Genomic DNA, 21,958 nt, shown 5'->3' on the forward strand with positions numbered 1-21,958 from the left:
GCCATGTGGAAATTCATCGCGCTTGCCGCCGTCGTCGCTTCACCCGCCATTGCCGATACGCGGCTCAACATGTACGTCGGCGGGCGGACTTTGAAGGACGCCACGGGCTGGAGCTACCAATGGCCGGCCGTCTATTTTGAGGGCCGTTTTCGCGGCGACACCGTCACGCTCAAGTTCGACGATCCCAGCAATAATCTCAATGTCGTGGTCGACGGCCGCATCCATGCCATTCTGAAAAAGCCTGGCAAGACGGAATACCGCCTCGACCATCTGGGCGCCGGCGAACACACGATCCGACTGGAAAAGCGCTCGGAAACGCAATACGCCACCGGCCGCTTCGAAGGCTTCTTCGTTCCGGCCAGGTCGGCCGCCCTGCCCGCGCCCAATTATGCGCGGCAGATCGAGTTCATCGGCGATTCACTGACCGTTGGATACGGCAACACCTCTGCCTACAACGACTGTACACCGGAAGAGGTGTTCGAGACGACCGACGCCCAACAGGGTTTCGGACCGATCGTCGCCAAGCATTTCAAAGCCGCCTATCGCGTCAATGCGTTTTCGGGGCTTGGCATGGTGCGTAATTATGACGGCGTCGAGCATCCCAAGTACCGCATGCCGATGCTTTACCCACGCGCCATATATGACAAGTCCGAGGCCGACCCGTCGCCGTGGAAGCCGCAGATAATTATCACCGGCATAGGCGGCAACGACTTCTCAACGCCTGTGAAAGCCGGCGAACCATGGAAGAGCCAGGCAGAACTCAAGGCCGATTACGTCAAAACCTACACAGCCTTCGTCAAACATCTGCGTGTCGACAATCCTCAGGCTTTCCTGGTTGTAGCGGTGGAAGGCGGCCGCGGCGACTATACCGATGGCACGCGCGAGGTCTATGAAGCGATCAAGGCGTCAGGCGATACGCGCATCGGCTACGCCACCATCCCGCCCAGCAAGGAAGGCAGTTGCTATCACCCCAATACGCGTGACGATGCGGCGATCGCAAAGATGTACATCGACTACATCTCCGCCCGTCCGGAGCTGTGGCAGGGGAACTAGATTCGCCTCTACGCAAATGAGATGGGTCGTGTTAGGATTGGTTAACGAAATGTTCGAGGGGTTCTGACGTGGGGCGTGTTTTAGGGATTTTCCTGGCTATTGTTCTGGTCGGTGGCGCAGGCCTGTTCTACGCCTCACCGCTCATTGCCTTCTACGACGTGCGCAGTTCCGCCCGCGCCGAAGACGTCGAGGCCCTGGCCAAGCTGATCAACTTCACCTCGGTCCGCACCAGCCTTAAGGCCCAGCTTGAAGCCGGGGACAAGGGCGTGTCTGCACCTCCGCCTTCAGCTATTGACGATCCGGCGGGTGCTGCCGGCAAGGCCGTCAACGACGTCGCCAAGAGCATCGGCAAGGCCTGGGATGGCCTGGTCAATCCCAAGGCCCCTAAAACGCCGTTCAAGCCTCCGGTCGATGTCGAGTCATATCTCAAGCCCAGCGCTATACTGGCTCTGACCTATGGTGCCGGCAAGGACGCGCCGACGTTTGATACCGCCGCCGTCGCCAAGCCGCCCATGCCGAGCATTGCCTTCTTCAGCCTCGACCGCTCGCGCCTGACGGTCAAGGACGCCGAGCGCGGCACGACCATCTTTACCTTTGAACGCAAGGGCCTGATGAGCTGGGAAGTGACCCATGTCGGCCTGCCCAAGCCAGGCGAGATCGAGGCCGAAAAGGCTGCGGAAGCCGCCGCATCGATATCTGCCGAGTCCGCGCCGGCGCATTAAGGCTTGTAACTCTTCAGTTCAAAGTTAGAAGACGAGGATGCTCGATACTCTTATCCGCGTCCTCGTCTTTTTTGCGTTTATCGGCCTGGGCGTTCTGCTGGTCCGCTTCAAGCGGCTGAACGCCCAGGGTCTGGATGGTCTGAGTGCCTATTTCTACTGGATCGGTTTCCCAAGCTGGCTGATGGTCAGCTTCGCGCGGTTGCCCGCCATCGATTCGACCATGGCCGGCACGATCGGCGGCTATATCGCCGCCATGATTACCGCCGCCGTCGCGGTCATGCTGGTGGCGCGGCTGATAAAGGCGCCGCCCGATGCCGCGACCGCTGCCGGCATGGCGAGCTTTATCAACAATTCTGCCTTTTTAGGCATTCCCATCGCACTTAGCCTGTTCGGCAGCGAAGCCATTCACACCGGCCCGGTGATCGTCGCCGCCGATTTCCTCATTCTGTTCAGCCTGGGTTGCGCCGGCCTCGCCAAGGCGTCGGGCCACACCTACCGCGAAGCCCTGATGCATACGGCGCGCAATCCAACCGTTATCGGCGGTCTGATTGGCGTCATCATGATGGCTATTGGCTTTCAGTTCCTGCCGCCTGTGGAAAATGCCCTGGATATCCTGGGCAAATCCGGGCCGCCCGTTGCGCTGGTCGCACTCGGCGGGATGCTGGGCCTGATGGATATGCGCATGGTCGTGCGGCCGGAACCCGTAAGCAGCCTCGCCATCGCCGGCAAAATTTTGCTGGCGCCCGCCCTGGTCGCCATCGTCATGACGTTGCTGCGCGTCGATCCGGCAACTTTCAAGGTTTGTGTTTTCTTAAGTGCCACGCCGACCGCCGTCAGTGTCTTCATCCAGACCAGGATGTACGGCACATGGTACGAAGGCGCCGCCCGCACGGTGGCACAAGGCACGGTTATCAGTTTGCTGACTCTGTCGGCTCTGGCGATCCTGCTGACGCACGCCTGATTATTTGGGTGACGTCGCCGTGCCCGCAAGAATGCCGCCATCGATATTGAATTCCGACCCGGTAATATAGGTCGCTTCGTCCGAAGCGAGCAGGATAGCGACGGCCGCGACCTCCTCCGGCCTGCCGAATCGATGCAGCGGCATGCTTTGCAGCATGGCTTTTTCGTCGGCGGCGCTGTCGATCATAGCGTCCCACATCGGCGTGCGAATCGATGCGGGGTACAGCGAATTGCAGCGGATGCCGAGATTCTGTTCGGCGCAGTAGAGCGCCACTGTCTTGGAATGATTGCGGATCGCCGCTTTCGACGCGGCATAGGCGGCGGCGTGCGGAATACCAACCAGGCCCGAACGCGACGACATGTTGATGATCGATCCCGCCGAGCCGGTTTTACGCATGGCGATGATGGCGTGTTTGCAACCCAGGAAGACGCCATCGAGATTGATGCGCATCACGCGCTGCCAGTCACCAAGCTGCGTATGTTCGGGATCGTGATTGGCGCCGCCTTCGGTGCCGGTGATGCCGGCATTATTGACGATCACATCCAAACGGCCATGGGTGGTGACGACGGCGTCCATCACCGCCACCCATTGGGCTTCGTCCGCCACATCGAGCGTCAGGAAGGACGCCGAGGCGCCCAGTTCGTCCGCCAGGGCTTTGCCGGTGTCGCGGTGAATGTCAGTAATGACGACATGCGCGCCTTCGGCCGCAAAGGCGCGGACCATGGCCGCGCCAATGCCGCTGGCACCGCCGGTGACGACCGCGACCTTATCTTGCAATCGTCCCATGGTGTTTCCTGCTAAAAGCTAGATCAGAGCCTTGACCGCAGCGATACCCTCGTCGGCCTTCGTATCATCCGGCGCGCCGCCTTGCGCGAAGTCGGGCTTGCCGCCCGCACCTGCACCGCCCATGGCGATGACTGCGGCCTTCGCCAGTTCGGCTGCGTTGAAACGCGACGTCAGGTCCGGCGAAACCACAACCGTGACCGCCGCCTTGCCATCGAGCTTGCCAACCAGGGCGATAATGCCGCTGCCCAGCTGCTTCTTGAAGTCTTCAGCCAGAGGACGCAGGTCCTTGCCGCCAACACCTTCGAGCACGCGGGCCAGAACCTTGACGCCGTTGATCTCTTCCGGACCAGCCGCCGCACCGCCCCCCCCCACCGCGAGGGCGCGCTTGGCTTCGGCCAGTTCCTTTTCGAGGCGCTTGCGCTCGGCCACCAGGGCTTCGACTCGGGCTTCGACCTGCGCCACCGGCACTTTGAACTGGGCGGCCAGCGACTCGGCGACATTGGCTTCGTCGAGCAGGTACTGACGCGCCGCTTCGCCGGTCAGGGCTTCGACGCGGCGAACACCGGCGGCGATGCCGGTTTCCGAGACGATCTTGAACAGGGCGATATCGCCGGTGCGCGCGACGTGAGTGCCGCCGCACAGTTCGACCGAGTAACGTTCGCTGCCGTCCAGGCCATGGCCCAGCGTCAGGACGCGGACTTCGTCGCCGTATTTTTCGCCGAACAGCGCCACGGCTCCAGCATTGATGGCCTCTTCCGGCGCCATCAGCTCGGTCCGTGCCTGTTCGTTCTGCAGGATGACCGCGTTGACTTCGGTCTCGATGCGCTTGAGCTCATCGGCCGACAGTGGACCGCCGTGGCTGAAGTCGAAGCGCATACGTTCAGCGTCGACCAGTTGGCCTTTTTGCGCAACATGCGGGCCAAGGACGTTCTTCAGCGCGGCGTGCACCAGGTGGGCGGCCGAGTGGTTGGAACGCGTCGTGCGGCGCTTTTCGGCATCGACCGTGAGCGTGACCGTATCGCCAACCTTCAGTGTGCCTTCGATGAGTTCGATGCGGTGAACATACAGTTCGCCGGCCTGCTTTTGCGTATCGAGGACGCGGCCCTTGCCACCGGCAAAGGTGATCTCACCGGTATCACCGGCCTGGCCGCCGCCTTCGGCGTAGAAAGAGGTGTGGTCGAACACGGCCTGGACCGTATCGCCGGCCAGGGCAGTATCGGTGCGTGCGCCATCGTGGATGAGGGCCAGCAGCTTGCCGTCGACGCTCAGGTCGTCATAGCCGGTGAAGCCCGTCGCACCGACCTTGTCCTTGATGGCGAACCATTCAGCGGAGGTCGCTTTCTCGCCCGAACCCGCCCAGTTTTCGCGGCCGCGCGCCTTCTGTTCTTCCATCGCCGATTCGAACCCGGCGACATTGACGGTCAGACCCTTGGCGCGCACGGCATCCTGGGTCAGGTCGAGCGGGAAACCATAGGTGTCGTACAGCTTGAAGGCAGTTTCGCCCTCCAGCATGTCGCCTTCCTTCAGGTCGCGTGTCGCTTCGTCAAGCAGGGTCATGCCGCGGCCGAGCGTGCGGCGGAAGCGTTCTTCCTCCTGGCGCAGGGTCTCGACGATCGTTGCTTCGGCGCGCTTGAGCTCGCCATAGTGCCCGCCCATTTCCTGCACCAGGGTCGGCGCCAGGCGGTGCAGCAACGGTTCCTGCGCACCCAGCAGATAGGCGTGGCGCATGGCGCGGCGCATGATGCGGCGCAGGACATAGCCGCGGCCTTCGTTCGACGGCGTGACGCCATCGGCGATCAGGAAGGAAGTCGAACGCAGATGGTCGGCGATGACGCGGTGCGACGGCAGGCTGTCGCCCTCGGCCTTGACGCCAGTGGCTTCAACCGAAGCGCCGATCAGCGTCTTGAACAGATCAACATCGTAATTGTTGTGTACGCCCTGAAGCACGGCGGCAACACGTTCCAAGCCCATGCCGGTATCAATCGATGGCTTCGGCAGGCTGACGCGCGTGCCATCGGACTGCTGGTCGAACTGCATGAAGACCAGATTCCAGATTTCGACAAAGCGGTCGCCATCTTCTTCCGGCGAACCCGGAGGGCCGCCCCAGATGTGTTCGCCGTGGTCATAGAAGATTTCGGTGCACGGGCCGCACGGGCCGGTGTCGCCCATCGACCAGAAATTATCGCTGCCGGCGATGCGGATAATCTTCGATTCCGGCAGGCCGGCGATCTTCTTCCACAGCTCAAAAGCCTCATCGTCATCGATATAGACGGTGGCCAGCAGGCGGTCCTTGTTAAGACCGTAGTCCTTGGTCATCAGGGTCCAGGCGTGTTCGATCGCCTGTTCCTTGAAATAGTCGCCGAACGAGAAGTTGCCCAGCATCTCAAAGAAGGTGTGGTGACGCGCCGTGTAACCGACATTGTCGAGGTCGTTGTGCTTGCCGCCGGCGCGCACGACCTTCTGCGAGGTGGTCGCGCGCTTGTACGGCCGTGTTTCGGCGCCGGTGAAGACGTTCTTGAACTGCACCATGCCCGCGTTCGTGAACATCAGGGTCGGATCGTTCTGCGGCACAAGCGCCGAGGACGCGACGACCTCGTGATCGTGCTTCGCGAAATAATCGAGGAAGGTCTGACGTATCTGGTTCAACGACGGCATGGGATAAAAACCGCTCCGGCAATAAGGAAATTTGTGAAGCCTATATAGCTATGTGTCCGCCAGCGCAAAGGCCGTTGAAGGCCGCATGACAAAAAAGCGCCCCCTGTTTCCAGGAAGCGCCTTCTTCGGTCAGTCCGGACGGAGGTTTGGTGTGGGTACCGCCCGTCCCGGCCGAATAGGATTATTGGAAGATACTACAGCGACTCGTCGCCTTCATTGGCGTCGGGCTCCGGCGTCCCCAGCAGTTCCTCGGCCAGGACCTTGGACTTGTTGCGGATACCTTTTTCGATCTCGTCGCACATATCCGGATTGGCCTTCAGGAAGTCGCGCGCATTGTCGCGGCCCTGACCGATACGGGTCGAGTTGAACGAGTACCAGGACCCGGCCTTTTCGACGATGCCTGCCTTGACACCCAGGTCGATGATTTCACCGATCTTCGAGATGCCCTGACCGTACAGGATGTCGAATTCGACTTCGCGGAACGGCGGGGCGATCTTGTTCTTGACGACCTTGACCTTGACATTGTTGCCGATGACTTCGTCCCGCACCTTGATCGAACCCGTGCGGCGGATGTCGAGACGGACCGAAGCGTAGAACTTCAGTGCATTGCCACCCGTCGTCGTTTCCGGCGAACCGTACATGACGCCGATCTTCATGCGGATCTGGTTGATAAAGATGACAATACACTTCGACTTGGAGATCGAGCCGGTAAGCTTGCGCAGCGCCTGGGACATCAGGCGGGCTTGCAGGCCCGGCAGGCTGTCGCCCATATCGCCTTCGATTTCCGCGCGTGGCGTCAGCGCCGCGACCGAGTCGATGACGATGATATCGACGGCGCCTGAACGGACCAGGGTGTCGGTGATTTCCAGCGCCTGCTCACCATTGTCGGGCTGCGAGACCAGCAGGTCGTCGAGATTGACGCCCAGCTTCTGGGCATAAACCGGATCGAGCGCGTGTTCGGCGTCGACGAAAGCGGCGTTGCCACCGATTTTCTGGATTTCCGCGACGACGTGCAGAGCCAGGGTGGTCTTGCCCGACGATTCCGGTCCGTAGATTTCAATGACGCGGCCTTTGGGCAGGCCGCCAATGCCGAGCGCCATGTCGAGGCCCAGCGAACCGGTCGATACCGATTCGATCTGTACCACGCCGCCATTCGCGCCAAGCTTCATCACCGAGCCCTTACCAAAGGCCCGGTCGATTTGCGCCAGCGCGGCTTCGAGCGCGCGTTGCTTTTCAGAGTCGTTTTTTGCCACGAGTTTCAACATTGCTTGAGACATATCCAAACCTTCCTATGTCACGATTCCCTTGAGCAAGGGCAGCGCGTTCGCTTTTGTCGTTGGAAATGATATGTACTTCATTTGTTCCAAGTTCGCAATATGTTCTCATAAATAAATTTGGAACATGTGCGCCTCAAAAACAGAAAGGGCCCGTTACCGGAGCCCTTTCCATACCGTTGTAGAACGCTACCTCAGGCCGTGAACACGAAGTCTGCCGCGGTAAGGCCCGCTGTCGTATTGAGAATGCCGAAGTGGATACGCGCACCGGCGCCCGTACCATCGGCATCCCAGTAGAGGTTGCCGGTGGCTGCGTCCCAGATGAACTGGGCCGAGGCGCCGACCGCGGTCGTGCCGGCAGTGAACTGTGCTCCGGTAAGCACATGACCCGCCGCGAAGCCGTAGTCCGAGCCCTTGAACACCAGATGGTCGACGCCGTGGACGAAATCCGTGATGGTGTCGCGGCCGGTGCTGGCGGCTGCGCCGAAGACGAAGTCGTCCGCGCCCGAACCGCCGGTCAGGGTGTCGTTGCCGCCACCGCCGACCAGACGGTTGTTGCCGCCCGTGCCGGTGATGGTGTTGTTGAGGCCGTTACCCGTGCCCGTCACCGCCGAACCCGTGAGGATCAGGGCTTCGACGTTGGCCATTAGCGACCAGTCGATAGAGGAATAGGTGGTATCGGTCCCCTCACCCACGTTTTCGTAGGTGCGATCACCGGCATTGTCGACAACGAAGATGTCGTTGCCGAGGCCACCGTACATCTGGTCGTTTTCAGTGCCGCCGTTGATGCTGTCGTCACCGGCGCCGCCAACGATGGTATCCCAGCGCTCGCCGCCCAGGATGGTGTCGTTACCGGCACCGCCTTCGATGCTGTCGGCGCCGGCGTCACCCGTGATCGAGTCGTTGCCGTCTTCGCCATAGACGAAGTCGGCGCCTTCACCGGCGCTGATCGAGTCAAGGCCCGCTCCGCCGTAGATGGTGTCGTTGCCGTTGGCGCCGCTCAATGTGTTGTTGTTGCTGTTGCCGAAGATGCCGTTGCTCAGGCTGTTGCCCGTGCCGGTCGTGGCCGCGCCGATCAGGTAGAGGTTCTCGGTATCGATCACCAGCGAGAAGTTGATCGACGAGATGACGGTATCGATGCCCGCCGCGGCACCTTCGTTCACGCGATCGCCTGTGTCGTCGACATAGTAGGTGTCGTTGCCGATGCCTCCGTACATCTGGTCGTTGTTGAGGCCGCCGTCGATGGTGTCGTTGCCATCACCGCCGAGGATGGTATCCCAGCGTTCACCTCCGACCAGCGAGTCGTTGCCGGTGCCGCCGTCGATCGAATCGGCGCCAAGGCCGCCATCGATTGTATCATTGCCGGCACCGCCCAGGAGCGTGTTTTGGCCGCTGTTGCCGGTGATCAGGTTGTTAAGACCATTGCCCGTGCCGGTGATATTGGCGGCTCCGGTCAGAGTCAGGACTTCGAGATTGGCGCCGAGCGTGAAATTGGCCGACGAGAAGACCGTGTCATTTCCTGCAGAAGCGCCTTCCGTTACGACATCGCTGGTGCTGTCGACATAGTAGACATCGTTGCCCGTTCCACCAATAAGCGTGTCGTTGCCCGCACCGCCATCAAGCGTATCATTGCCCGCACCTGCGGTTATGCTGTCGTTACCGGCAAGCCCCAGCATGGTGTTGGCGACATCATTACCAATCAGGGTGTCATTGCCGACCCCACCGGTGACGTCTTCGATGATGGTCTGGGTCACCGAGGTAATGCCGGCGGTGATGGCCGCCACGATGTTCGAGCTATCCGAATTCAGGGTCACGGTTGTACCCCGGCCCAGGGCTGTCACCAGGCTTTGGTAGCTGGGCTCAATGCCCGCCGTTGCCGCGAAGATCGGGATGATGTTTGCGGCTTCGAGAGCTGCCTTGAGCTGCGCGATTTCCGGGTAGTCCTCGAGTTCGAGAACCGCGTCACCGTCGTTCGGCGTCGTGATGCCACCGGCGGCACCGTCACCGGCGACGTGGAAAGCCGCATCCGTGAAGAGCACGACGAAGCGCGCGGTGCCGACCCGGAAGCCAACATCGTCCGGTGTCAGGGCCAGGTGCATCAGGGCTTCCAGTTGCGATTCCGGCAGGTCGCTGCCGCCGCCGGCTGTGGCCGCATTGTAGGCGGCGGTTAAGGCCGCTTCGCTGGTAGTGATGCCGAGGTCAAGATTATAGACGTAGTCACCGCTAACACCGAAAGGCGATACGGGCTTGTCGCGGAAAGTCGACAGGCCGAAGCCGACATTCGGCTGGACCCCCTGCAGCGCGTCAACGATCTGCGGTACCAGGGTACGGACATTGGTAAGGTCATCGCTGAAGGAACCGGTCAGGTCCTGCAGGAACTGGACATCCAAGGGGGCGTAGGTTGTGCCACCAGGGTTGAGCGTCACGTTCTGCCCCTGGACGATCGAGGTATTCGCGCCCGTCAGGTCAATATAGGAGTTGCCCGTCGCCAGGCTGGCGTCGATCTTGTCATGGCCCTGGAAGTCTTCAACGACCACAGCGGCGCCATGAATAGAGAAGGTGTCGTCGCCGTTACCACCGATCGCCGTGTCGCTGCCGGCCGACGAATCGAGCCAGTCGTTCCCATCACCGCCATTCAGGAAATCATTGCCTGCACCGCCGTTGACAGTATCGTTGCCAGCGAAGCCATTGATGTTGTCATCGCCGGCATTGCCATTCAGCACATTGCTGCCCGCATTGCCGCGCAGGGTATCGTTACCCGCGCCACCATTGGCGTTTTCGATGTTGTAGAGCTGGTCGTAGGTGCCATCGCCATAGGTGATGCCGTACTGGAATCCCGCATAGACGGGATCGAGTTCGACGTAAACGGGAGCCGTTTCGCCGCTGTAGTTGGCCGTGTCGATGCCGTTGCCGCCCGTCAGGGTATCATATCCCGCGTTACCGGTCAGAACGTCATTGCCGTCGCCGCCATCCAGGTTGTTGGCGACTGCGTTGCCGATAAGGGTGTCGTTACCGACACCTCCGATTCCGTCTTCGATGACGGTCGAGGTGACCGTGGTGATGCCGGCTGTGATCGCCGCCACGATGTTCGAGCTGTCGGACGAAAGCTCAACGGTCGTGCCGCGGCCGAGTTGCGACACCAGACTCTGGTAGCTAGCGGTCACCGCCGAAGTGACGGCGAAGATCGGAATGATGTTGGCGGCTTCGAGTGCGGCCTTGAGTTGGGCGATAGCCGGATAGTCTTCGTTCTCAAGGACTGCGTCACCATCATTCGGTGTCGAGATACCGCCCGAAGCGCCGTCACCGGCAATGTGGAAGAGGTTGTCGGAGAACAGGACGACGAAGCGTGCGGTTCCAGCGCGGAAACCAACTTCGCCCGGCGTCAGGGCCAGGTGCAGCAAGGCTTCAAGTTGCGCTTCGGGATCGTCGCCGCCGCCGCCGGCGGTCGCGGCATTGTAGGCCGCGGCCAGAGCGGCTTCGCTGTTGGTGATGCCAAGGTCGAGATTATAGACGTAGTCGCCGGCTGAGCCAAACGGAGAAACAGGCTTGTCGCGGAAGCTGGATAGGCCGAAACCGATATTGCCCTGGACGGCCTGAAGCGCATCGACGATCTGCGGCACCAGGGTGCGGACATTGGCAATATCGTCGCCAAAGGACCCGGTCAGGTCCTGCAGGAACTGGACGTCGAGCGGCGCATAGGTCGTGCCTCCTGGGTTGAAGACGACCGTCTTGCCCTGAACGGTCGATGCACTGGCAAGGCTCAGGTCGAGGAAGGTGTTGCCGGTTGCGCCAGAGGCGTCGACCGTATCGTGCCCCTGGAAGTCTTCAATATTGGCGCTGGCACCCTGGATGACATAGAGGTCATTGCCGTTGCCGCCCGATATGGTGGCCGCGCCCTGATAAATAATAACCGTATCGTTGCCGTCACCGGCCAGGATCAGGTTGTTGCCGCTGGCCCCCGTGACCGTATCGTTACCGGCACCGCCGTCGAGCGTGTCATTGCCGGTGCCGCCACCGTTGATGAAGTCGTTACCATTGCCGCCGGTGATGGAGTCGGTGCCGTCGGCGCCGTACAGGGTGTCATTGCCATCGTTACCGTTGATGGTGTCGTTGCCGGCGGTGCCGCCATAGAAATTGTTGGCGTTCGTGCCGTTGTAAACAGCCATGATGTTTCTCTCCTGTTAGGGGAAAACGTTGTTGAGGAGGATTGCACGCAATAAGGCGCCACACGGCACAGCAACGGCCATGTCATCCGTAAGTAAAATCTGTGATCGTGACGCAATTAGACGCTATCGGGACGTCATCACCGACGCACCCAATGTTCAGAACCAGGAATAAAGACGAAACAAATGGACCGGTCCCCGCTATCGGGCTGACCAATTCTAGTTTTTTGCTACAATTTTATGAGATTGTTTTTACGAAAAGCTACTGGAATGCACTTCACTTAACGTCTCCAGCTAAAATCAATTGGGGAATATGTCAAGAGTACAAAAGGGTGAACGGACCGTGCACCATATTATTCTTTCAGGAGTTGTGAGCGCTCACATTACGGGCATTGCGCAAGCCATTGTCCTCGCATAGGCTGATGGCAATGCGCGCATTCCGAAAAGTGTGCCGCGGTTTTCGGCTAAATGCACGATCTGAAAAAAATGCCGGGCGGTATATAAAGACCCGCATGAGGGAGGACTGAGACCATGCCGGAGCTTTCCGCCACCGATCCCACCTGGGCGTTGACCGCCGTCGCCATATCCGTTCTTGGCCTGGTCGTCATGATCGCCTGGGGCAAGGTCCAGCCCCTGCTGGCCTTTGTCATCGCGTCTATCGCCGCCGCGCTCATGTTGGGCATGCCGCTCGACGCCATCCCGAAGTCGGTCGAAAAGGGCATCGGCGACATGCTGGGCTCGTTGGCCGTCCTTTTGGCGCTGGGCGCCATATTCGGCCGGCTGATCGCCGATTCCGGCGCGGCGCAAAAGATTGCTGCCGTCCTGATCAAGCTGTTCGGCGCCTCGCGCATGAGCCTGGCCCTGGCGCTGACCGGCTTTATCGTCGGCATCCCCCTGTTCTACAATGTCGGCTTCGTGCTGATGGTGCCGCTCATCTTTTCGCTGATGCGCCAGTCAGGCAAGTCACTGGTCTGGCTGGCCGTGCCCCTGATGGCCGGCCTGTCGATCGCCCACGGCTTCCTGCCGCCCCACCCCTCGCCCACGGCCATTGTGCCGATGTTCGGCGCCGATATGGGCCTGACCCTGATCTATGGCCTTATCGTCGGCATACCGACCCTGCTGATCGCCGGTCCGGTCTTCGCCATGACGGTCAAGGGTGTCACCGCCAATCCGCCCGACCTGTTCCTGGCGCCGCCCAAGACCGACGACGAACTGCCGAGCGCCTTCAACGCCTTTGCGACCGCGCTCCTGCCGGTGGTGCTGCTGGCGGGCGCAACGGCACTCAACTTCTCTGGTACCGTTCCGGCAAACTATAAGGCGCTGGTCACCTTTATCAGCCACCCGATCCTGGTCCTGCTGATCGCTCTCATCGTCGCCAGCGTCAGCCTGGGGACAGCGCGCGGCACCGGCTTCCGCAAGCTGATGGAAAGCTCAGGCGGCGCATTGCGCGAAATCGCGCCCATCCTGCTGATCATCGCCGGCGCCGGCGCGCTCAAGCAGGTCTTCATCGACAGCGGCGTCAGCGCCCAGATGGGCACTTTGCTGCAGGCTGTTCCGGTGCCGCCGCTGGTCCTGGGCTGGCTGATCGCCGGCATTATCCGCGTCTCGCTGGGCTCGGCGACCGTGGCAGGCCTGACTGCAGCGGGCCTGGTCGCGTCGCTCGTGGCGACATCGGGCGTCAATCCGAACCTGATGGTGCTGGCGATCGGCGCTGGTTCGCTGATGTTCAGTCATGTCAACGATTCCGGCTTCTGGATGTTCAAGGAATATTTCGGCCTGTCGATCAAGGATACGCTGCGAACCTGGACCCTGATGGAGGGCCTTGTCGGCGTAGTCGGCCTGGCGTCGGTACTGGTGCTCGATATTTTTGTGTAGCGTCTTGTAAGGTTTCGAAGCCCAGAGACGTCTAATCTCCCGACCACACCATAAGGAGATTTGTCATGCTGGGTCTGTTTCTGAAGCGCGAACACGTCGGGCCCGTACTGGCCGCCGTCCTGGCAATCGCCCTGATCGGCATTGTCGCAGGCATGTCCAACGGCGCATTTGAGAGCAATAATCGCGACGCCCTGCGGCTGAAGCGCGAAGCCGCGGCCGGACAGGTCGCGCCTTAAACGAATGGCGGCTGGGAACGACGATTTCCGCGAGTGGATCGCGCCGCACGTCGGCCGGCTGGCGCGGATCAGCCGTGCCTTTGCCCCACTGGCCGACCAGCACGACCTCATGCAGGAACTGCTGATCGCCGTCTGGAAGGCGCGCCCGTCTTTTCGCGGCGATGCCGCCGCGTCTACCTTCGTCTATCGCGTCGCCCACAACCGCGCCCTGACCTGGAAGCGGCGCGAAGGCCTGCGCTGGCTAAGGTTCCCGATGTTGCAGGGGGACGTCCCCGACGTTCCCGAGCCTGCCCCGGATGACCGCCTCGAGACACTTTACGCCGCCATCCGCCAGTTGCCGCCAATCGACCGTTCGCTGATGCTATTGTCGCTAGATGGCGTTTCCTATGCCGATATGTCCGCCCTGCATGGGTTGAGCGAAAACACCATTGGCACCCGCCTGACCCGCGCCCGGGCGAGGCTTATGGCCATCATTGGAGAGATATCCGATGGACTTTGAAACCCTGGAAAACCTGTGGCGATCCGAAGCCAATGATCAAGCCACCATCGCTGAAACCTACGTCCTGGAGACCACGTTGAAAACACTCAGGCAACGCCACGGCGCCTTTTCGACCGGCATGGGGCTGATCGGCCTGGCGCTTCTCGTCTGGACGGGCGCCATTATCTACGCCGTCGTGGCGGGCAAGATCACCGATATCACGCGGGAATGGGGGATTGTCGCCCTGCTGGCCGTGTCCTGGCTCGCCTTCCTGCGCGCCCAGGCCCAGCAGCAGCGGCATTTGCAGGCGTGGCCGGATGCCACAGTGTCCATGCCTGAGGCGCTTGGCGCCCTCATTGACGAGAACCGCACGGCCAGGGCGCGTACGCGCATGATGGGGATAGCCTTTGTGGTCTTTGCCGCCGTCCTGGCGTTATCGGTCGGCCAGCTCTACACGGTCGGCAAGATGGAGTGGCGACACGTCGTCCAGGGTTCGGTCATGTTTGGCGGCGCGCTTCTGCTGTCGGCGACCATCCACGCCCTTCGCTATTTCCGCGTGCTCAAACCTGAAGGCGAACGGCTCAGGCGGCTCCTCGCCCAGTATGAAGCCTAGACCATTCCGTGTATGACTGACCGCGATTGGACACACGGAGCCCACCATGAACGCGCAACAGACAGATGTCATCGATTTCTGGTTCCGGGAACTGACGCCCGATCAGTGGTTTCAAGGCGACGATCCCGACCTCGACGATTTGATCCGCCGACGTTTCGACGACATGCTGGCGCAGGCGCGTAACGGCGGGCTGGATGACTGGGCGGATTCACCACGCGGACGGCTGGCCCTGATCATCGTGCTCGATCAGTTCTCGCGCAATATTCATCGCGGCTCGGGTGAGAGCTTCGCCGGCGATCCCAAGGCGCAAGGGCTGACACTCGACGGTATCGCTTCGGGCCTGGACAAGAGCCTGACCTTTTCCGAACGCCAGTTCTTCTACATGCCCTTGATGCACGCCGAAGATTCCGCGCTTCAGGACCGGTGCGTGGCGCTGTTCGAAGGGCTGAAACAGGAAGCCGAGGGGCTGCTGGGTTTCGCCACCGGCCACGCCGCCATCGTTGCGCGTTTTGGCCGCTTTCCGCACCGGAATGATATCCTTGCCCGCGCCTCAACGCCCGAGGAAGCGGCCTTCATCGCGTCAGAAGGCCGGGGCTTTTAGTTCCGCGCGGCTAGATCAGGCCCTTGTCCTTATACACCTGCTCCAATACCGCCAGCGGCACGGCGCCCGCCTGCAGCCCCGTGTCGTGGAAGGTGCGAATATCAAACTTCGCGCCCTGCTTCGCCTTCATGGCATCGCGCAGTCTCATCCATTGCAGCTTGCCGACCATGTAGCTCAGGGCCTGCCCCGGCCACACGCAATAACGCTCGATCTCGGTAATCGCCGAAGATTCCTGGTCACCATTGATCTCGACAAAGTACTTCACCGCCTGTTCGCGGCTCCAGCGCTTGGCGTGCATGCCGGTGTCGACGACCAGCCGGATCGCCCGGAACAGCGACGATTGCAGGTAGCCGACATAGCCCTGCGGATCGTTGTCATACATGCCCATTTCGCCGGCCAGCAGCTCCGCATACAGCGCCCAGCCTTCCGAATAGGCCGAAAAGCCGCCGGTCTTGCGCAACATCGGTAACCCTTGCGCCTCGATCTGTAGCGCAATCTGCAGATGGTGGCCCGGAATAGCCTCGTGGTAGGTCAGGGTCGGCAACGACCAGGACGGCCATTCCGCCGTGTCGCGCAGATTGATGTAGTATGCACCCGGCCGGGTGCCATCGAGGTTCGGCCCCTGATAGTAGCCCCCCGGCGCGCCGGCTTCGATTTCCTTGGGCACGCGCCGGACCTCGCACGCTGCCTTGGGCAGGATGCCGAACCATTGCGGCAGCTTGGCCTGGACCGACTGGATCTGGACATTGAGGTCGGCGATCAGCTTTTCCTTGGCTTCGTCGGTATTGGCGTAGACATACTTCGGGTCCTCCGACAGGGCGCGCATCCGTTCGCCAACCGTGCCCGTCGAATAGCCCAGCGCCTTCAGCTTAACGTCGGCCTCGGCGCTGATCTCCTTGACGAGGTCGAGGCCGACCTTGTGAATCTCATCCGGCGTCATACTGGTCGTGGTGCCAACCTTGGCCGCAAAAGCATAATAGGCGTCGCCGTCCTTCAGCCGCCACACGCCGGCGTCATGGACCGCCTTGCCGCGCGCGGCTTTTACCGCTGCGATCTGGGCATCGAGCGCCGCAGCAATACCGCCTTCGACGCGCTTCGTGGCCTCCGCCGCCCAGTCGCCGGCAATGCCCTTGGCTGCCGTCTTCCTGACGAGCGCCCTGGTCATGGGACTGTCAGCGCCCTTGATGGCGCGGATCGATTCCATCTGGACCAGGGCCTTGTCGAGCGCGAAATCGGGCGCCAGGACGCCGTTGGCCACATCGGCCTTGAAGCGCTCGGTCTGCTGGCCGATCACCTCGGCAAAGGCGTCCATGCGCGCCAGGAAGGCGTCGGCGTCCGCCTTGGTCTCTATCGTGTGCTGGTTGGCCAGGAAGTCCGGCGTCGAGCGATAGGCGCCGTTGAGCTGGCTCAGGGCATACGGATTGGCGCTGCCCCAAGACCCAAAGCGGAAACGGTCGGCGCCGCCCTTTGACAGCTCGGCGCGCCACAGGATGGTGTCGTAATTGATCCGGTCCATGCCCTGCAATCTGGCGCGCGGAATGGCTTTCAGCGTCTTGATGCTTTTTTCGAGGCGCGCCAGCGAGGCCAGGTCTTCGGCTTCGGTCGCGGGCGTCAGTTCGGATTTCAGGTGCGTCAGTTCGCCCTTGTCGAGCCCAAGCGAGGTCGCGCTTTCCGGCGCATTGGCGATGCGCTCCTTGAAGATGGCATCGAAGGCTTCGGCGAGCGTCTTGGCGGCGGCCGGATCGCTTTGCGGCGCCGAAGCAGCGGCGGCAGGCAGCGCGGCCGTACCGGCGACGGCGGCAGCGGTGATCAGCAATTGGCGGCGGTCGAGCATGAGTGGCCCCTCTATGAACAGCGAAGCCAGTGGTTGCCAGCGCAACCAACCTGTCAAGTTACGAAAATGTCATGGACGAGGCGGAGGACTTAACTTACGGGTTTGGGGCCGCAGGCCCCAAACCCGTAAGTTTAAATCAGCCCCTTGTCGCGATACAGCTGCTCCAGCACCGACAACGGCACCGACCCCGCCAGCATACCCGTATCGTGGAAGGCCTTGATGTCGAACGCCCCGCCCTGCTTGCGCTTTTGCGCGTCGCGCAGGCGCAGCCAGGTAATCTTGCCCATCATGTAGCCGAGCGCCTGACCCGGCCACACGACATAGCGCTCGATCTCAGCAGTGACGGCGCCTTCGCTGTCACCCATTGTATCGCGCATATAGGTGATGGCCTGCTCGCGGCTCCAGCCGAGATTGTGCATGCCGGTGTCAACCACCAGCCGCACCGCGCGGAACAGCGCATCGTGCAGGTAACCGATGCGGCCCGGCGCGTCGTCGTTGTAAATGCCCATCTCGGACGCCAGCTGCTCGGAATAGAGCGCCCAGCCTTCGACATTGGCATTGAATGCCAGCAGCTTGCGCAGGTTGGGGATGCCCTGCGCTTCGTTCTGGATCGTCAGCTGCATGTGATGGCCGGGGATAGCCTCGTGACAGGTGAGCGTCGGCAGGGTCCAGCTGGGGTTATTGCCCGTGTCGCGCAAGTTGATGTAGTAGGCCCCGGCGCGCGAGCCGTCGAGCGAACCCGGGCTGTAATAGCCGCCCGGCGCACCGGCTTCGGTCGCCACCGGCACACGGCGGATCGTCACCTTCGACTTGGGCAGTACGCCGAAATAGCTCGGCAAGCGCGCCTCGACCTTGTGCACCAGGCCATTGAGGTCGTTGAGCAGCTTGGCCTTGCCATCGTCGGTATTGGGATAGAGGTATTTCGGGTCGGTATACATGGCGTGCATGCGTTCGCCCGGTGTCCCCTGCGTCATCCCCAGCGTGCGCAGGCGGCTATCGAGTTCGGCGCTCAGGCGCGCCACCTGGTCCAGGCCAATCGCGTGGATGTCCTTGGCGCTGTCGTCGGTGGTGGTCGAAAGCTTGACGCACTGCGCGTAGAAGGCTTCGCCGTTCGGCTGGTTGCGCACGCCGGCATCGTGTTTCGCCTGGCCGGCCAGCCCCGACAAAATGTCGATCTGACGCGACAGGGCTTCGCGCACCGGGCCGGTCAGGCGGGCTGAGGCATCGTCGCGCCACGTGCCCGCGATGCCCAGCGCCTGGGTTTTCGAATCGAGCGCCATGACGACCGGGCTGTAGGCCGGATCGGTATCGCGCAGCGCGGTCAACTGCTGCATCGCCTTCTTGAGAACGAAGTCAGGCGGAACGACGCCACGGCCGGCATCGGCGCGGATACGTTCGTTTTCCTGGTCAACCGCACGGGCGAAATCGCTCAGGCGCATCAGGTAGGCTTCGGCGTCGGACTTATTGGCGATTTCGTGCTGGGTTGCGAGGAAGTCCGGCACGAACTGATAGGCGCCGGTCAACTGGCTGACGACATAGGGTGCGGCGAACCCGCCGGCAAAGATGCCGTAGTCGCCATAGGCAAAGCCCTGCGCCAGGTCGAGCTGGTTTTCATTGTCCCAAAGGACGCTGTCGTAGTTCAGCCGGTCAGCCGCCGACAGGTCATTGCGGTCGATAGACTTCAGCACCTGAACGGCGCGGCGCAGGCGGGCGAGGTTCGACGCCTTCGACGCTTCGGAGCGGTCGTCGAGCTTGGTCTTGGCGACCGCGAACGCGCCCTTGTCGAGCCCGGCCGAGGTCGCCTGCACCGGCGAGGCGGTGAACCATTCGCGCAGGATCAGGTCATAGGCATTGTTGAGCTGGGCTGCGATTTCCGGTGCGGTTACGGCGGGTACGGGCGGCGGCGGAGGGGGCTTGGGCGCCTCGACCCTTTTCGGCGCGGCCTTCTTACCCTTGGCGGACTTCGACTTCTTGCTGCCCTTCTTCGACTTCGACGAAGACTTCTTGCTTGCGGATGCCTTCTTTTTCTTCTTGGGGGCCGCCAGGGCCTCAGCCGCGACGCTGCCGAACAAGGCCGCTAATGCGCCCACTACATACCGCCGGTCTACCATGCTCACTCCACCACAAGGTCTTTTCTTGACATAAAGCCTATGCGCAAGGCGTTTCCGTGGCAACGGGGCAAGGCCAAATTTATCATCGATGGAAGTTCCAGATTCCCGGAAATGCCGTATCGATAAGACTCACTTTCGCGTGACATGTCATGCCTTTGCCACGTTCGTCTTGAATTCTTGCGAACGACTCGCGCAAAACACATTACCCATCCGCCGTTTCCCTGCCTCGAAGGATTTCGCATGCGCATCATCGCCGCCGCCGCCCTCATCGCCGCTATTGCTACGCCGGTATTGGCGCAAACGCCTGCTACCTATACCGGCGCCCTGAAGGGGCCGACCGGCGCGGACCTTGGCAAGGTGACGGTCGTCGACGCCCCAAAGGGTGTGCTTCTCAGGGTCGAAGCCAAGGGGCTGACGCCCGGCTGGCACGCCATCCATTTCCATGAAAAGGGCGCCTGCACCGATGACAAGTTCGCCTCAGCCGGTTCGCACGTCCACGGTGAAGGCACGGTGATCCACGGCCTGCTGCGCGCCGACGCCACGGACTTTGGCGACCTGCCCAACATCTTCGCGCAAGCCGACGGCACGGCGACGGCGGAGATCTATTCGACGCTGGTGACCGTGAAGGGGGCTGGCGCCAAGCTGCTTGATGACGACGGCGCCTCGGTGGTCATCCACGGCAATCCGGACGACTATAGCTCCCAACCGGTCGGAAATGCCGGTCCACGCCTGGCCTGCGCGGTGATCAAGTAGCTGAGAAGGGGTGGTGGGGCTTATTTATTCCTCGAGACGACAATGCCCCTTACACTCTCCACTACGACTACCGCCCTGGTCTTGATCGATCTGCAAAACGGCATCGTCAACGCACCGCGTGAACCCCGCTCGGGGGCGGATGTCGTGGCCGCAGCTATACGTGTCGCCGAACGTTTTCGCGCCGCCGGAGCTCCGGTTTTCCTGGTCCATGTCGATTTCGTGCCGGACTATACAGACGCCCTGAAACAGCCGGTTGACGAACCGACGCCGCGTCCCGAAGGCGGCCTGCCGCCGGACTATGCCGAGTTCGCCCCTGGCCTGCTGTACGAGACCGATATCATCGTCCGCAAGCGCAACTGGGGCGCCTTCTACGGCACCGACCTTGACCTGCTGCTGCGCCGTCGTGGCATCCGCACCATTGTCCTCGGCGGCATTGCTACCAATTTTGGTGTAGAATCGACGGCGCGCGATGCCTGGGAGCGCAATTACGAACTGGTCGTGCTGGAGGACCTGTGCGCCAGTACAACGGCGCAAATACACGAGCTGTCGATCCGCTCAGTCCTGCCGCGGATCGCCCGTGTCCGGCAAAGCCGTGACATCGCGTTCGATTGAGATGTGAAGGTTATTTCCGTCGCAGCTTGCGGAGTTCGCAGGACAATCCAATGCCGGCGACGGCTATGACCGGCAATGCGGCCAGGATAAGCATACTCATTACACGTACTCTTTTTACGTTTCTTTCCCTGAACGTAAGAGTGTCACAGCAGACGGAGAATGCAAACGTTTGCTTTCATTTTCGCGAATTTGGCGGCTCACGTTTATGTGTCAGCGCCTATCTAGTTACAAACGGTATTCCAGTCCTTCAGCACGTTTCGAACCAGCTTGCCCGAGTCCGTCAGGTCGGCATCGCTCCAGGGTCCGGTCGCGGATGCGCCCGGCTGGAACAAGGACGCCCCTTCTGTCTTGTCGCTGACGGCCCAGTTGGCCTGGCTCAGGCAGTGCTTGCGCATGAAGGCCTGCCATTTGGCGGTTTCCTTGACATCGACGCCGCCATTGCCGTCGGCATTGACCGTCCCCCACTCCGACACGAAGACCGACGCGCCTTTGTCGAGCGCCGCCTTGGCCTTCTTGCGAAGGCCGTCCTTATGGGTGCCGGCGTAGAAGTGAAGGGTATAGGTGATATTCGCGCCCCTGACCGGGTCGGCGGCGGCGACATCAGCATCCTGCGACCAGGAGGGCGAGCCGACAATGATAAGATTATCCGGATCGACAGCGCGAATGGCATCGATCACCGTCTGGGAATAGGGCTTCACGCCCGTGGACCAGCTGACGTCCCGCAGCGGCTCATTGTAAATCTCGTAGATGACGTTCGGCGTGTTGCCGTACTTCTTAGCCATGGCGGTAAAGAAATCGACCGAGGCGGCCGGGTCCTTTTCGGCCCGGTGCGAATGCCAGTCGATAATGACATAGACGCCATTGGCGATAGCTGCGTCGACCAGCGCTTCGACGCGGGTGCGGTTGGCCTCGGGGTCAGCGGCGTATCCACCCTTACCGTCGATGCCCATGGCGGCGCGGACCAGCGAGACATTCCAGTCCCTGGCAAAGGTCGCTACGCTTTCCGCGTTATAAAATCGATCCTGCCCCCAACCCGAATTGGACCAGAAGTAGCTGACCCCGGCCAGGGCCACCGGCTTACCGGACATGTCGATGACGCGGTTGCCTTTAACGCTCAGAGCGCCATGAGTTTCGACCGGCGTGGCAGCCATCGCGGCCACGGGCATTATCAGCATGGCAACGGCAAGCAGGGCAGATTTCACGGCGTGTTTCCCCGAAATTGTAATCGTTA

17 protein-coding genes are annotated in these 21,958 nt (G+C 61.5%); 10 read left to right on the plus strand and 7 right to left on the minus strand.

Annotated features, from left to right (window positions below):
- Positions 1 to 3: 3 nt before the first annotated feature.
- The 3 genes from AC1DON_RS10080 to AC1DON_RS10090 all read left to right on the plus strand — a co-directional run bounded on the left by AC1DON_RS10080 (position 4) and on the right by AC1DON_RS10090 (position 2,736).
- Positions 4 to 1,053 carry a GDSL-type esterase/lipase family protein gene (locus tag AC1DON_RS10080; protein WP_476934668.1) on the plus strand — a complete coding sequence of 350 codons (1,050 nt, stop codon included), beginning with the start codon at positions 4 to 6 and terminating at the stop codon, positions 1,051 to 1,053.
- A gap of 68 nt (positions 1,054 to 1,121) precedes the next feature.
- Entirely contained in the window at positions 1,122 to 1,775 is a 654-nt protein-coding gene (locus tag AC1DON_RS10085) for a DUF2939 domain-containing protein (RefSeq protein ID WP_476934669.1), read from the plus strand.
- Between the two features lie 37 nt (positions 1,776 to 1,812).
- The gene (locus tag AC1DON_RS10090) at positions 1,813 to 2,736 is read left to right on the plus strand and encodes an AEC family transporter (protein ID WP_476934670.1); all 924 of its coding nucleotides are present in this window, start codon (positions 1,813 to 1,815) and stop codon (positions 2,734 to 2,736) included.
- Here the strand turns inward: AC1DON_RS10090 and AC1DON_RS10095 are convergent, their stop codons facing one another.
- The 4 genes from AC1DON_RS10095 to AC1DON_RS10110 form a co-directional block, all read right to left on the minus strand.
- Positions 2,737 to 3,522 carry a glucose 1-dehydrogenase gene (locus AC1DON_RS10095; RefSeq protein WP_476934671.1) on the minus strand — a complete coding sequence of 262 codons (786 nt, stop codon included), beginning with the start codon at positions 3,520 to 3,522 and terminating at the stop codon, positions 2,737 to 2,739.
- An 18-nt stretch (positions 3,523 to 3,540) separates the two neighbouring features.
- Positions 3,541 to 6,177: an alanine--tRNA ligase gene (alaS, locus tag AC1DON_RS10100; RefSeq protein WP_476934672.1), complete on the minus strand. Its 2,637-nt coding sequence runs from the start codon at positions 6,175 to 6,177 to the stop codon at positions 3,541 to 3,543.
- A gap of 194 nt (positions 6,178 to 6,371) precedes the next feature.
- Positions 6,372 to 7,454 (minus strand): recombinase RecA, encoded by a 1,083-nt coding sequence (gene recA / locus AC1DON_RS10105; protein ID WP_476934673.1) that lies wholly within the window; start codon positions 7,452 to 7,454, stop codon positions 6,372 to 6,374.
- 191 nt (positions 7,455 to 7,645) lie between these two features.
- Positions 7,646 to 11,617: a hypothetical protein gene (locus AC1DON_RS10110; RefSeq protein WP_476934674.1), complete on the minus strand. Its 3,972-nt coding sequence runs from the start codon at positions 11,615 to 11,617 to the stop codon at positions 7,646 to 7,648.
- Between the two features lie 528 nt (positions 11,618 to 12,145).
- Between AC1DON_RS10110 and AC1DON_RS10115 the strand changes: the two genes are divergently transcribed.
- From AC1DON_RS10115 to AC1DON_RS10135, 5 genes are all read left to right on the plus strand, one after another.
- Complete coding sequence (locus AC1DON_RS10115) at positions 12,146 to 13,489, plus strand: GntT/GntP/DsdX family permease (RefSeq protein WP_476934675.1); 1,344 nt, start codon at positions 12,146 to 12,148, stop codon at positions 13,487 to 13,489.
- A gap of 65 nt (positions 13,490 to 13,554) precedes the next feature.
- Complete coding sequence (locus AC1DON_RS10120) at positions 13,555 to 13,725, plus strand: hypothetical protein (protein ID WP_476934676.1); 171 nt, start codon at positions 13,555 to 13,557, stop codon at positions 13,723 to 13,725.
- A 4-nt stretch (positions 13,726 to 13,729) separates the two neighbouring features.
- Positions 13,730 to 14,224 (plus strand): RNA polymerase sigma factor, encoded by a 495-nt coding sequence (locus tag AC1DON_RS10125; protein WP_476934677.1) that lies wholly within the window; start codon positions 13,730 to 13,732, stop codon positions 14,222 to 14,224.
- Entirely contained in the window at positions 14,214 to 14,816 is a 603-nt protein-coding gene (locus tag AC1DON_RS10130) for a hypothetical protein (RefSeq protein WP_476934678.1), read from the plus strand. The genes AC1DON_RS10125 and AC1DON_RS10130 overlap by 11 nt, the downstream gene beginning before the upstream one ends.
- A 46-nt stretch (positions 14,817 to 14,862) precedes the next feature.
- Entirely contained in the window at positions 14,863 to 15,417 is a 555-nt protein-coding gene (locus AC1DON_RS10135; RefSeq protein ID WP_476934679.1) for a DUF924 family protein, read from the plus strand.
- Between the two features lie 10 nt (positions 15,418 to 15,427).
- Here AC1DON_RS10135 and AC1DON_RS10140 read toward each other — a convergent pair whose 3' ends face one another.
- Positions 15,428 to 17,251, minus strand: coding sequence for a DUF885 domain-containing protein (locus AC1DON_RS10140; RefSeq protein ID WP_476934680.1), 1,824 nt, complete (start codon positions 17,249 to 17,251; stop codon positions 15,428 to 15,430).
- A gap of 131 nt (positions 17,252 to 17,382) precedes the next feature.
- Positions 17,383 to 19,362, minus strand: a complete 1,980-nt coding sequence (locus AC1DON_RS10145) for a DUF885 domain-containing protein (protein WP_476934681.1) — start codon at positions 19,360 to 19,362, stop codon at positions 17,383 to 17,385.
- 240 nt (positions 19,363 to 19,602) lie between these two features.
- Between AC1DON_RS10145 and AC1DON_RS10150 the strand changes: the two genes are divergently transcribed.
- A complete protein-coding gene (locus AC1DON_RS10150) occupies positions 19,603 to 20,115 on the plus strand; it encodes a superoxide dismutase family protein (protein WP_476934682.1) in 513 nt (170 codons plus the stop codon).
- Positions 20,116 to 20,157: 42 nt separating this feature from the next.
- Positions 20,158 to 20,727, plus strand: coding sequence for a hydrolase (locus AC1DON_RS10155; RefSeq protein WP_476934683.1), 570 nt, complete (start codon positions 20,158 to 20,160; stop codon positions 20,725 to 20,727).
- 221 nt (positions 20,728 to 20,948) lie between these two features.
- Here the strand turns inward: AC1DON_RS10155 and AC1DON_RS10160 are convergent, their stop codons facing one another.
- Positions 20,949 to 21,929, minus strand: coding sequence for a glycoside hydrolase family 5 protein (locus AC1DON_RS10160; protein ID WP_476934684.1), 981 nt, complete (start codon positions 21,927 to 21,929; stop codon positions 20,949 to 20,951).
- Positions 21,930 to 21,958 lie beyond the last annotated feature (29 nt).

This window comes from Asticcacaulis sp. P4_H10 (assembly GCF_056400965.1).